The organism is Streptomyces sp. CNP082 (assembly GCF_059570535.1).
In genome coordinates this window covers 1-13,610 of record NZ_JCANSZ010000098.1, presented here as the reverse complement: position 1 = coordinate 13,610, position 13,610 = coordinate 1, and the positions used below count along the sequence as shown (strand labels likewise).

The 13,610-nt window shown below is 67.1% G+C and carries 4 protein-coding genes and 1 pseudogene; 1 reads left to right on the top strand and 4 read right to left on the bottom strand.

Going from position 1 to position 13,610, the window contains the following annotated elements; genetic code table 11:
* A pseudogene (locus tag B124_RS35740) lies at positions 1-252 on the top strand (IS630 family transposase); the annotation flags it as partial.
* 270 nt (positions 253-522) lie between these two features.
* Here the strand turns inward: B124_RS35740 and B124_RS35735 are convergent.
* The 4 genes from B124_RS35735 to B124_RS35720 all read right to left on the bottom strand — a co-directional run bounded on the left by B124_RS35735 (position 523) and on the right by B124_RS35720 (position 13,551).
* Entirely contained in the window at positions 523-936 is a 414-nt protein-coding gene (locus tag B124_RS35735) for a hypothetical protein (RefSeq protein ID WP_496507189.1), read from the bottom strand.
* A complete protein-coding gene (locus B124_RS35730) occupies positions 933-7,892 on the bottom strand; it encodes a polymorphic toxin-type HINT domain-containing protein (RefSeq protein WP_496507188.1) in 6,960 nt (2,319 codons plus the stop codon). The genes B124_RS35735 and B124_RS35730 overlap by 4 nt, the downstream gene beginning before the upstream one ends.
* A gap of 128 nt (positions 7,893-8,020) precedes the next feature.
* Complete coding sequence (locus B124_RS35725) at positions 8,021-11,908, bottom strand: LamG-like jellyroll fold domain-containing protein (RefSeq protein ID WP_496507190.1); 3,888 nt, start codon at positions 11,906-11,908, stop codon at positions 8,021-8,023.
* Positions 11,909-12,456: 548 nt separating this feature from the next.
* Positions 12,457-13,551: an IS630 family transposase gene (locus B124_RS35720; RefSeq protein WP_496501572.1), complete on the bottom strand. Its 1,095-nt coding sequence runs from the start codon at positions 13,549-13,551 to the stop codon at positions 12,457-12,459.
* Positions 13,552-13,610: the final 59 nt, after the last annotated feature.

Genomic DNA, 13,610 nt, shown 5'->3' with positions numbered 1-13,610 from the left:
CACTTCACCCCTGTCGGCTCTTCCTGGCTGAACCAGATCGAGATCTGGTTCGGGGTCATCACCCGGCAGTCGATCCGTCGCGGCACGTTTTCCAGCGTCAACGTCCTGGTCAAACAGATCCGCGACTACATCGACTCCTGGAACCAGAACCCGAAACCATTCACCTGGACCGCAACGACCGGCGAGATCCTCGCGAAGGTCCGGCTCGTCGCGACCAGCGTGAAGAAGCTTGTCAACAACAACTCGAACTGACACGAACCGGATCACGAGACACTAGACAGCACCGAGCCCGTGACCAGGCTGAACTCGCCGCTGAGATCCGCCGCTTCTTCCGTAGACGCCAGCGTCAACACCACACCGTCCGCGGCTACTTCGGCGGCCCACCCGTCCGCTACATCCTAGACGAGAACCCCATGAGTTTCTGATCAATACCTGCAGACCGTTAGAGGAATTGAACTCAGCCATCCGGGCCACAACAAGTCGAACCAGGTCGACAACAACTCAGCACTTGCGACGCGATCGTCAATTGTCGACCCGGCCGACAACTTCCATTGAGCCATCGAGATCATCGCGCAACTGAATAGCTACACCTTGGGCCACGACACGGATCTCCCCGAAGTCACCCGCCATCACGTATCGATCGGCATCAATCTTCATCGAATCGATGGCACCGTAGTCCGATTCACCCGAGGCATCAGTGGCCGGCGGCCAACCCTGGTCAACCCAATGCAACTCCGACACCGAGGAGAATCGCATCCACCCACGCCTGTAGCAGTGCCTCTCTCCCGGTGCAGGCGATGTGTACTCTCGGTGCTCAGGAAACAAGGCGAGGTCGACATCGCATGTCAGAGCGCCAGGGCTAGCAACGATGTCAAGCATGTAGCTCTCTTCCAAATGAAACACAGAGAGCTGACCGAATTCCCTGTAGTCTTTCATTCCAGATCCCAATCAATGGGTGTGTGATTACCAGGACTCTTCCGAGTGACAACATTCCCGAACGAGTCGATCCGATCCCCGTCTGCATTTCTCATCTCAACATGAGGGTCGCTACTTCCTCGAGCCCTACCGCTTCCTCGCTTGATAGTCAGGCGATATTTACCGTTTTCGTCTCGGAATTTAATGGGGCCAGAAGCGGTCTGCGTTCTCGTCCACCCTTGCGCGGCACCGAACGCCTCCAACTCCGAGGCCTTGGCTGTACCGTTTCGCGTGAGTTGCCCCATCGCGAAGTCCGCGTCATAGGGCACAACGCTGCAACTGCTGTTGTGAACCAGGACTGGGACCTCACCTACCAGCACATAGTACGTGTGGATGTCGTTGATGGCGAGGTCGTGGGTGCGTTTGCGCTGTGTGTAGTGGCGGTTTTCGGCGACGGTTGCGATCGTGCCGTCCGGTGTGCGGAGGGTCTGGCCGGGGACGAGGTCGCCGGCGTTCACCCAGTCGTTCTCCTCCCGTACCCAGAACGGGTGCGTGGTGGTGGACGCCAGGGTGGTGGTGCGGCCGTCTGCTTTGATCGTGAGGTCGACGAAGTCCTTGTCGTCTTCCGTGGTGATCGTGGCAACGATCTCACGGATCTTGGTCTTGCCGGCCTCGGGATCGGTGACGACGATCTTGTCGCCGATCTTGAGATCCTCGATGGGCTTGGAGCTGCCGTCGGCCAGCAGCACTCGGGTACCCGGGAAGAAGCTGTGGCACTTCTTCGCCGCCTTGATGATCTTGAACGGTTTGAGTGCCTTGGCCCAAGGCAGGTCCAGGGCAGCGGAGCCGCACGCGCTGGTGAGACCTGGGTTCTTCAGACACTCCTTCCATGCCTCAATGTCAGGTGCGACAATGGAAAGCACTATCTGATCGAAGAGAGTCGCTTCCCGGTCCAGCCAGCCAAGGCCGCCAGCAGCGGCACAGAAGGCCTCGCTCTTCGGAGCAATCTCTCCCGGTCGGCAGGTGGCTTGGATGTGGTGGTCCAGCCGGTCATCCTCATTGTTGAGCGTCGGGTACATCCGCTCGAGTTCGAGAGCCGAGGGCAGCCGGAAGCCCTCCATCCAGACCACGTTGTCCTTCTGGACGATGTCGATCGTCTGGGCCGGGCTCAGGGAGGAGCAGTTGCTGTTGCAGGGGTGAGTCACGGACGGCTTGCCCATGACGCCACCGCCGGTCTGATTCATGCCGTTGCCGCGGCTCCCGTCACCGCGAGTCTGCGCGCTCCCGCAGCTCACGCCACTCGGTGATCCCCTGCCGCAGTCGAGTCCCAGGCCGGTCGGATCCTTGAAGGTCAGCGGGTTCTGGGCGGCGTAGGTGTAGCCGTTCAGGGTCTGGGGTTTGTCGAGTTCGAGCAGCGGGTCGACGCTGATGAAGCGACCCAGCTTCGGGTCGTACTCGCGGGCGCCCAGGTGCTGCAGGCCGGTGCTGGCGGTGTCGTCGGTGCCGCCGACGAAGCCGCGGGTGCCCGGCCAGGAGGTGGGTTCGGGGCCGCGGGGGGCGCCGAAGGGGAGGGTGCGGCGCTGGTCGAGTGTCTGGGTGGCCGCGTCGATGGCCAGTTGGCCGGTGCCGTTGTGGTCGGCGAGGGTGAAGGAGACGCTGCCGTCGTCCTCCTGGACCGCTTGGTGGCCGCCGCCGAGGTCGTAGTAGCGGGTGGCTTTGGCCGTGGTGGCGCCCTTGGGGAGGGTGACCTCGGTGGTGCCGAGGTAGAGGGTGGTCTCCGTGGGTGTACGTGCGATGAGGCGGTTGCCGTTCGCGTCGTAGAGGTAGCTGGTGACCTTGTCGGCACTGTCCTCGACCGGCTCGGTGACCTTGGCCAGGTGGCCTTCGGCGTCCCAGGTCAGGGTCTGGGTGTCGCCGCCCAGGTTGCGGGTGGCGGTGTTGCCGGCGGCGTCGTAGGTGTAGCTGTCCTGCGCGGTGCCGGTCGGTCCGGTGCTGGTGACCGAGGTGAGGCTGTGCGGCCGAGGGCTGCCGGGGGCCGGGTAGGCGTAGGTGCGCTCGGTGTCCTTGGTGGTGTCGCCGGAGACGTCATGCTGGGTTTCCGTGAGGCGGTTGCCCGCCTTGTCGTAGGTGTACGAGTGCCAGTACGGCGCCGGGCCGCCCACGGCCGCGCCCGAGGGCTGGGCGGAGCACTCGGTGTCGCCCTCGGTCCAGGCCGTGGTCAGCCGGCGCGCGAAGTCGTAGTCGAAGCACTGGGTGTCCGTACCCGACCTGGAGACGTCGGCGACGGACAGCACGTTGCCGGCCGCGTCGTAGCCGAAGGTGTTGTGCTGGTCGACCCCCGGCACGTTCTCGCGGTCGACGCGCGAGGTGGCCAGCCGCTGCGTGCCCCACTCGTAGGTGTTCGTCGCCCACGTCTTCGTACCGCCGCTGTCCGACAGTTCGTACTGCTGCGGCTTGCCGGTCAGGCTGTAACTGGTCGTCGCCTTCAGCCCCTGGTCCCCGCTGAGGGCGATCGGACGCAGCGTCTCGTCCTCGTACGTGTACACCACACCCGACGACGGCAGCGCCCCGGCCTTCGGGAAGCCGACGCCCTGCACGGTGCCGGAGACGTTGTACGTGGTGATGGACAGGTACGTCCCCGCAAGCGCGCCCTCCGAGGCCGGAATGGTGACGCTGGAGCGCAGCACCCGGTACTGCCGGTCGTAGGCGACGACCTTGTTCGTGTACGCCTCACCGCCGACGTAGCGGGTCGACGCGGCCAGATGCCCCTTCGCCCCGCTGATGGTGTCGTACGTCCAGTCGGCACGCAGCGTGCCGGTGGGCGAGGATTCACGCAGTTCGGTCTGGCGCCCGATGCCGTCGTAGACGCTGACGAGCCTGGTCCCGCGGGCATCCGTGGTGGAGGTGACCTGCCCGCGGTCGTCGTACACCGTCGTGGTGGTGCCCTTGTCGGGGTCGTCGGCCTCGACCTGGCGTCCGAGCTGGTCGTAGCGGTACGTCCAGGAGTTCCCGGCCGGGTCGGTCACCTTCTCCAGCTCGCCGCGCGGCGTGTACTGGTAGGCGGTGGTGTCGTACGAGGACTCCGCGGTCGGCGCGTGGTGCTGACGGACGGCCGTGGTGTTGCCCCGGGCATCGACGAGGGACGTCGTGGCCGTCCCGCCGGACGGAGGGATGACCGTCGTGCGGTCTCCGCGGTAGAGGGTGCTGGTGGTCGCCAGTACGGCACCGCCGTCCCCGTTACCAGCCACCTGCTGGGTCTGGACATTGCGCCCAAGCCCGTCGAAGGAGTGCCAGTACTGGGTCTCCACGGCCAGTGCGTCCACGGGCCGGAACAGCTCGTCGGACGGCAGATTGTCCGCGTAGTACGGCTCGAAGGTCCTGGCGGCCAGACCGCGCTCGTCGTAGAACACGTCGCTCAGCAGCCGGCCCCCGCCCGGCCCCGGTGCCTGCCTCTGGCGTTCGCGCAGGAACCCGTCGAAGAGGGTGTACGACGTGCGCTGCGCACCGGAGTTGCCAAGGGTCTTGCTGCCGACGGCCACCGGCTTGCCCTCGGTCACCTGATAGGTGAACTCGTAAGTCGGCGTCAGGTCGGTACGCCGGTCGGCCAGCCACACCTTGGTCGTACGGCCCAGCGCGTCATACGCGGACGTGGTCGTCTTCCCGTTGACATCCGCCTGGGTGAGCGGGAGGCCGCGCATCAGGTCGTAAGTGGTAGTAGAGGTCAGCGCCGTAGTCGCGTCGCCGGGGGTCGCCGGCGGCGTGGTCTCCTTGACCTGCGTAGCGAACCCGGTCGCCGGCGTGTAGGCGGTGGTGGAGGTGCGGCCGTCCGTGCGCGCGCTGCGCGACAGGAGCTGTCCGCTCGCGTTGAAGGTCAGATTCGCGGTGAGGTCGGTACTGGCCAGCTCACGACCGTAGGCGTCGTACTCAGCCGTGGACTCCAGGTAGATGGCCTCGTCGGCGGTGCGGGACTTCAGCACGGCGGTGGCGGTGGCGTCGCCCTTGCCGGGGACGGACGGCGTGGCGGTGATGGCGCCGCCGTCGTAGGCGGTGCGGGTGTCGGTGATGACGTCCTTGGTGCGGTCGACGGGGTCGCCACACGCCTTGGCTACCGTCTCCACCCGCACCGGCAGGGCGAGGATGTTCTTCTCCTCGTTGGTGGCGTACGTGGTACGGGTGCACCGGTTGTCAGCCGCGGTGGAGTTGTCCGCGGCGTCGTTCACCTCGGTCAGCCGGCCGGCGACCGTGTCGTAGGTGTTCGCGGTGGACGTCACCCGCCAGTCGTTGCCCGTGCCGTCGTCCAGGGAAGTCCAGGTCCTGCTGTGCGAGGTGCCGGTGAGGTTCGCGGTCACCGTGCCCCAGGAGCGTTCCTTCTTCGCCGTCTGGTGGTGCCACGGCCGGTTGACGGTCTTGTTCAGGACTTTGCCGCCGGGGCCGGAAAAGTCGACCGTCTTGTACGCGAAGCCGGTGGCCGACTCGTGGTCGGTGAGCGGGTCGCCCTCGCCCGTACCGAGGCTGACGGACACGCTCTTGGTGCCACCGGTGGGGCTCTCGCGGTCCCCGTGCATGCCGCGCAGGAAGTAGGTGTCGGACTGCGAGAGCATCGCCGCGTCGCCGCCCTGCCCGCCGGTTCTGACCCGCACCTGGCCGTAGCCCCGGTACTGGGACCAGGTCTTGAACTTCTCCTTCGTCAGACTGTCGTCATCGTCGTAGTGCCAGGCCGCCCCGCCCAGATACTCGTAGCGGGTGACCTTGTCCGGGGCCCCTCCGGTTCGGTCTGTCTCCGTCATCGAGGTGGTGACGTACTTGTTGAACCACTGCCGTTCCGGGTCGGCGGTGTCGCTGCCGCCGATGTACTGGGGGAAGCAGCGGGTGGTGTTGGTCTGCGGTGTGGGCAGGGCGTTCCAGTCGCAGGCCGGTGCGGAGTAGTTGGCGTCGATCTGGCCGCCGTACTCGTCGGCGACGCTGGACAGCCGAGCCTTGATGAACGGGGCGTAGCCGTCACCCGTCTTGTCCAGGCGGTTGGCCAACTGGGTGTACGCGAAGGTGGTCTTCGGCAGGGTGATCGCCGGGTCAGCGGTGTGGCCGGTGCGCTGGATCGAGTCGAGCAGCAGCTGGTAGTCGATATCGGCCTGGCCCCAGCGGTGCGCCAGCTTCCAGGAGTCGACCGGGCCGTAGGTCCCGTCGGCCTTGCGTACCTGGGTGGTCACTTCGGTCAGGCGCTTGCGGGTCCAGAAGCTGGGTGAGTACCGGCCCTGGTCGCACGTGGCCGTTTCGCCGCAGTTCAGGTCCCAGGGCGTGTCGTACCAGTAGGCCGAGTCGGTGCTGATCGAGTCGCAGGTCGTCTGCGCGTTGGGCAGGCACCGCTCACCACTGCTGAAGTCGACCTTCGCCAGGGGCTTCGTGTCGTATACCGAGGAGTGCTTCAGCCCGTACTCGATACGGTCCAGGCTGCCGCCGCGCGTGTATCGGGTGTTGTTGTCCGCCTTCAGGTTGCGGCCGTAGGAGTTCTCTTCTTGGTTGTAGTAGTAGGCGATGGCGTTGCCGTGGGGGTCGACGACGTAGTCGAGGTTCCAGCGCCATGCCTGCTGGCACCAGGACGAACCGAACCCGGCGGCGTCGTGACACGGCTCGCCGGAGTCATCGCCGAACACCGGCACCTTCCAGGCCGAACCCGTGGTCTCCTTACCGTCCGCCCAGCCCGGCAGCCGGTTGTACCCGAAGTAGTAGCGCACACCCTGCGGATCCGTGACCCGCCAGTACTCACCGTTGTCGTCGCCGTTGCCACGGTCAGCGGAGGCCAGACGGGTGACCCGGGTGCCATCGTCGTCGCGCAGCTTCCACTCGTCGTTCCCGACGGGGACGAGTTCACCGCCCTTGCCGTTGAAGGAGATGAACGCGTTGTCGTAACCCCAGCACAGGTCACCCGGCTTGCTGCCGTCGGCATGCTCCACGCCGTCGTCCGAGCACGGCTTGTACTGGCGCTCGATGTATCCGGGCCACAGGTCGAATCCATCGCCCACCCACGAGGACTGGTTGTTCGTGCCACCGGTACGGCCGTCCACCGACCCGGACGAGTACGACATCCCCACGCTCGGCTGCAGCCCACCGGGCACCTCAGGGACCGGGATGCCGTACGACCAGGAGAAGTCCCCGGAACTGAGATTCACGTCCCAGGACGACGAGGGCGCCAGCGACGTGGCCTTGAAATCGCCGTTCTCGCTTGCCGCGGCGGCGACGGCGGCCAGCACCGTCGGCTCCCCGGTGCCGAGGTTCGCGTCGGCGGTGAGCGTCTGCTTCTCCGCGTCGTTGACCGTCGACAGCGGCTTACCCTGGCGGCATTCGCGCTTCGAAGGGGTGTCCAGCACGCAGGCCGGCATCTCGACAAGGGTCAGCCGGGCCGCGTAGCTGCCGCCGAACGCCTCGGCGAAGGCGGCGTAATCCACCGTGGCCCGTACCTCACCTGCCGCCCGCCCGGGCCCGGGTTCGGACTGCAGCGCGAACAGCACCCCGTCGACGCCGGCCTGCCGCGCCGCATCACGGCCGAGAACCCGTGTGCTCACCTTCCCCCGGGCGCCCTTGGCCGCTTCTGCCGCAGCCGCCGGGTGCCCGCTGTCCGCGGTGGCGACATCGAGGGTGAGGGGGACCGGTGTCGCACCCGCCGGCTCCTCGGGGGCCTTCCTGACGCCTGTCGAAGTCAGCTCGACTTCAGCCCTCGCTGAATCCGGCCACGCAGCGTCCGGCTTCCGGCGTGGTGTCGTCGGACCTTCCGCCCGCGTACGCGGCTTGACCTTCGTCGCCGACTTACCGGCGACCGGCTGCTCGGCCCTGGGTATGTCCGGCCTGCCCCTGCCGTCGTCCGCGACCGCGTCGGTCGTGGTCGTCACGTTCTGCAGAAGGGTGGCGACCATCAGGGCGGCGGCCCCCAGCGCCACCCTGCGGCTCGTCCATCTGACCCGCTTGCTGACCGTGCGCTTCATCCCTCGTCCTCGTCTCCGCTGCCGCGCCACCGGCGCCCGCGAAACAGGTCACCGGTGGAAGCCGGGTGCTGGTGAATGGGGTGTCGAGCCCCGGAGCCGTTGGGGGCAGCGCCGGGCGGAGTTCGTTATCAGCTGTCGTCGGGGACATCGGTGACGACGTCCGCCCTACCGAGCGCAAGCTGGGCGACCTGGCCGTCGGTCAGGGCTCCCTGGAAGACCCACACGTCGTCGACCGCCCCGGGCCAGTACTCACTCCACTCGCCGGCGGTCTTGCTGCGGCCGATCTGCAACGACTCGCCGGCTCGGAAGGCCAGCACGTCCTGTGTCCAGGAAAGGCGGTCTGTGCAAGCGGGGTCGTCGGCTTCGCCGTTCCCGTCGTCGTCGGCGCAGGCCACTTCCTCCAGTTCACCGTTGACGTAGAGCCGGGCTTCCTTGGCGAGCCCGTCGTAGACCAAGGCGAGATGGTTCCAGTCCCGCACGTCCCAGAACTGCTCGTTCTTCACACGCACCACGCCGGCCCCGTCGGTGTCAGACCCCGGCAGCGCTATCTCCCAGCTCCCCGCGCTGGTTGCGGGATCTGCGGCGGGTACGTAGCGGACCGCGAAGGCGCTCTGTCTGCTGCCCGTGGCGCTGACGAGCGAGGCCGCACCGTTGGGTAGGGCAGCAGCCTGCGCCCAGGCCGTGACCGTGTAGCTCCCGCTGGTGTCCACCGGCACCCCGGACGTCGCCGCGTAGGCGTCCACTCCGTCCAACTCCATCGCGCCTGTGTCGACCCAGCCGGAGCCGATAGCCGCGCCACCGTGCAGGGTCATGTCGTTGCCCCCCGGTGAATCGTCCGCCGTGACTGGAGGGGTCGCACCATCAGTGCCCTCCAGCTTCCAGCGGCTCTTGACCAGAGGTCGCTGCTTGTAGAGCTGCTGTACTTCGGTCGCGGAGATGGGCCGGTCGAAGAGGCGGATGTCGTCGATGGTGCCGGGGAAGTGGCTCTTGAGGGTGTTGTTGACGGAGACGGCACCGACGTACATGGACCCGCTGGCGTAGAAGGCGTCGACCAGAGTCGTGGAGCCGGCCTTCTTGCCGTTGATGTACAGGGTGAGGGTGTTGGCCGTGGTGTCGTGCACACCAACCAGGTGTGCCCAGGTGCCCGCGTAGGCGTCCCCTGGCTGGTCGGCCATGGCCCGGATGATCGGTGCACCCGGGGTGTCGGAGGCGTACTGGTTGAACACCCAGCGGTCGTAGGCGGCCGAGTAGTACAGCTCGAAACCCAGGGCGAACTCGCCTGCCTGCGCCACGACCGTCGCCGGCCTGTCCGGTTTGGCGTCCAGCTTCGCCCAGGCGGACACCGCGAAGGACCGTTCGCTGTTGATGTGCGGTCCGGAAGTCTGCCCGATACGGGCGTAGCCGTCGGTGCCGTTGAACGTCGTGGCCTTGCCCGCCACACCGGGCACGCCGGTGCTCACGCCGCCGTGATAGCGGGCGGGGAGGACACCGCCGCGGCCGGAGACCTCGGTCGCCCCGGCTGCTTCGTCGAGTTCGAATACGGCAATGGCGGGGCGGCCGGGATCGCCGACGCTCTGCCTGGCGTAGAGCTTGTCGACCTCGTCCTGCGCGATGCGCTTGTCGAAGATCTGGACCTTGTCGATGGTGCCGGGGAAGAAGTCCTTGGCCACTCCGGCCGCCGAGCCGGCACCGAGTTGCAGGCCGCGACGGGCGTTCCAGGTGCTGACGAAGGGAGTCTCGCCGACGAGCGTGCCGTTGACGAACAGCCGCAGCTTGTCCTCGACGGAGTCGTAGGAGCCGACGAGATGGGTCCAGCTGCCGGTCTGTACGCCGCCGGGGTTGGGTGCCATGGCCCGGTAGACGGTGGCGTCGGGGGTGTCGGCGGAGAAGCCGTTGAAGATCCAGCGGTCATGGGCGGCCGCGTAGTGCAGCGCGAAACCCATCCGCTCATTACCCGGCTGCGAGGCGACCACCGCGGCGCCTGTCGTCGGTTTGGCGTCCAGCTTCACCCACGCCGAGACCGTGAACCCGCCGGTGTTGTTGACCGCCGACAGGTCGGTGGCCGCGTAGGCATCGGTGCCGTTGAGCCCGAGCGCGGTGCCGTCGACCCCGGCGGCGCCGGTGGTCGCCCCGCCCTTGAGGGCCAGCGTCCGCGCGGGCGTGGAGCCCTCGGCCTGGGTGGCGCCGGCCGGCTCGTCGAGTTGCCACGTCGCGCGGTCCGGCTGGCCGGCCTTGACGCGGAACTGGTAAGTGCGGATCTCGCTGCCGTTTCCGGCGGCGTCGAAAGCCTGGGCGGTGACGAAGTTCACCCCGGGCCGGGTGGGGAGGATCTTCACGTCCCTGGCGGCGCCGCCGGAAGTGGAGACCTCGTTGGCGGAGACGGGGTCGCCGTTGATGCCAAAGCGGTAGCGGTTCGCGTCCGTCGAAGGCGAGTCGAGGGTGAAGGTCCCGTACTGGCCCACACCATCCCACCACGGATCGTCCGGGTTCTCCGGATCGGATTGCGGATACTCACCCGAGGTGACGGTGGGCGCCACGGGCACGCTGGTGTCGTAGACGAAATAGCAGGCCGTCTTCGTATCCCCCGCATACGACCACGGCGACCACTGCGCCCCGTCGTAGGCGCGGGCATACCAGTTCACCGTCACGTTCTTCGGGATCGAGGAGGACAGCGGGACCGAAAAGGTGGAACCGGAGCGCTTGGACGTGGTCTTGGCGGGACTCCAGTTGCCGCCGTCCCACTTGGCCTGGAACTGCACCGCGACGTTGTCGCCGTCCGGATCCTTGACGTCATTGGCGTAGATCTTGCCCAGAGAGCGGATACGGGCCTTCTCACCCGGCCGCTTGCACACCCCGCCGTACTCCATGGTGAGCTGCGCCATCTTGATCTGCGGCGGCGGGCGGTTGTACTGCACCCGCAGAAATGCCTTGTCCGAGAACCGCTTCCACGCGTACTTGTCGTCCTCGCTGGCCGCACGCAACCCGAAGGTCATCGTCGACCACTTCTTGTTCGCCGCCTCCTGCACCCCCGCACGGATCCCGAACTCCGCGTCCTTCCCGGCACAGCCGTCGTAGCCGTACGCGAACGATCTCGTGTCCAGCTTGTCCAGCCAGAACCCGGAACCCGCGTCCTGGCTGTTCCACGTGGTGGACGAGCTGATGTCCTTGGTCCGCCACAGCTCCACGCTCCGCTCGGAGCATGAGGCGGACCAGATGTTGCGTACGACGAACTCCGCGGACAGGATCGACTTGCCCGCGAACCGAGAGGTCGGGATGCGGTAGAAGACGCGCTTGGTGTCGTGCGGCGCGCAGTAGTCCCAGCCGCAGAAGCCCATCCCCGCGTTGTCCTCGCCATTGAACTTCCACTGCGGCGACGACGCCCAGTACTTCGAGGCAAAGGTCCACGCCGACGCCCGTGGGGAGTACCACTGCGGATCGATGAACACCGGGTACACCGTGTCCGCGCCCTTCAGCACCTGCGCGTCGGGCGTGAGCACCAGCTGGTCCGGCGCCTGGGCAACCTCGACGTCGACCGCGGCCAGCTTGCCCGACTCCCCCGCCGCCGGCTCGTCCGCCGCCGGATCGCTGCCGGCCGCGCTGCGCGCGCCAGGAGTGGTGCCGCCGCTGGAGTCCCACATCACGGGCTGCGGTGCCTCGAACACCGCCCCGCCGGCCCCGGCGTCAACCGCTTCGAGGCCGCCGGCAGCGGTCTCGCGCACGGACATCCCCGTCGCATCCAGGTGCAGCCGAAGCTGCGCCAGCTCCGGATTCTGCGCAGCCTCGGCGGACTTGACCACCAGCAGTTGCGTGAAGCCGTCGGCCTGCACCCCCATACGCAGATCCACCCCCGGCAGCACCTCGGGATAGACGGCAGCCTCGCCCTCCAACCGCGGCTCCGGCAGCTCACCCGGCCACGACAGCGACAACTCCCGCCCCGCCCTGGACATCCGCACCAACGGCGCCGAACCGCCGCCGGAGAACTCCAGGCCCACAGCGGTCACCCCCGGTGCCACCATGCCGTCCGGAGCCGGGGCCAGTTGGGTGTCGATGGCTTTCCACTCGCCGCCCACGCGGGTCCGTACGGGCCGCAAGTACTCGCGCGCCTCCAGGTTTCCATCGGAAGTAGCGAACACCTCGCTGGACTCGCCACGCAGCGAGGCGATCTCCACCGGCTCACCGGTACGTTCCGCCTGCGCCGCTGCCTGTTCCTCAGTGGCCGCGACCGCGGTGTCCGCCGCCGCACCCTCCCTGGCATCCGACGCCGCCGAGGGCGGGCGCGTACCGCCCGGAACCGCACTCGCCTCCACGACCGGCGCCGTACCCAGGAGCAGCGCCGTGCCCAACCCCGCCGTCAACCACGCCCGATATCGCCGCCACCGCCCACGCAACACCACAGAGCCCCACCCCTGAGACAACGGAACGTAACATCGCGTAAACGTAACGGGATCAGGGCGACTGGACTAGACCTTCTTAACGGGCAAACCCGGTAATTCACCTGCGTGAATCGTGACTTACATCACACCAATTGCCCATTGAGGCCTAGTGTCTCGTGATCTGGTCTGTGTTACTTCGAGTTGTTTCGCACGAGTTTCTTGACGTTGGTCTGGGTGAGGCGGACCTTCGCGAGGATCTCGTTGGCGGTCGCGGTCCAGGTGAACGGCTTGGCCGTCTCGTTCCAGTTGTTGATGTAGTCGCGGATCTGCTTGATGAGGACGTTGACGCTGGCGAAGGTGCCGCGGCGGATGGACTGCCGGGTGATGATCCCGAACCAGATCTCGATCTGGTTCAGCCACGACGAGCCCACGGGGGTGAAGTGGAAGTGCACGTGCGGGTTCTTCGCCAGCCATGCCTTCACCTCCGGGGTGGTGTGTGTGGAGAGGTTGTCGAGAACCACGTGGATCTCTTTGCCGGTGTGCGGCCGGGTGGCGTTCTTCAGGAAGGCCAGGAAGTTTGTTCCGTTCCGGTTCGGCCGGCACTCGCCGACGACCTCGCCGGTGGCGACATTGAGCGCGGCGAACAGGTTCGTGGTGCCGTGCCGCACGTAGTCATGGGTGCGCTTCTCGGTGGCCGCGAAGGCCACCGGCAGCACCGGCTGGGTCCGGTCCAGCGCCTGGACCTGCGTCTTTTCGTCGACCGACAGCACCACGGCGCCACCGGGCGGGTGCAGGTACAGCCCCACCACATCGGCCACCTTTTCCGCGAACGCCGGGTCCTTCGACAGTTTGAAGGTGCCCGAACGGTGCGGCTTGAGATTCTCCTCGCGCCAGATACGGGCGACGTAGTGGAAGGACACCGCGATGCCCTCCCGCCGCTTGAGGTAGTCGGCCAGGGTGCGCGTCGACCAGTGCGACAAGCCTGTCTCCGGCGGCGGGGTCGTCTTGGTCAACGCGATCACACGGCCCCGGGTCTGCGGCGGCACTTGCTCTTTCCCGCCGCCCGGGCGGCGATTGACCAATCCGGGGATGCCCCGCTGCACGTAGCGGGCCCGGTAGCGGTCGACCGTGACCGGCACAACGCCGGCCAGCTCCGCGACGTCCTTGCGGCGACGACCCTCCGCGAGCCACAGCAAGATCTGAGCCCGACGTGCCACATCCGCCGGAACATCCCGAGAAGCTGCCAATTCCCGTAGTTCGTCCCGCTGTTCAAAAGAGAGATCCATGCCCTGTCCAACGCGCCAACGACCGTCAGGTAACTACAACCGGATCACGAGACACTAGG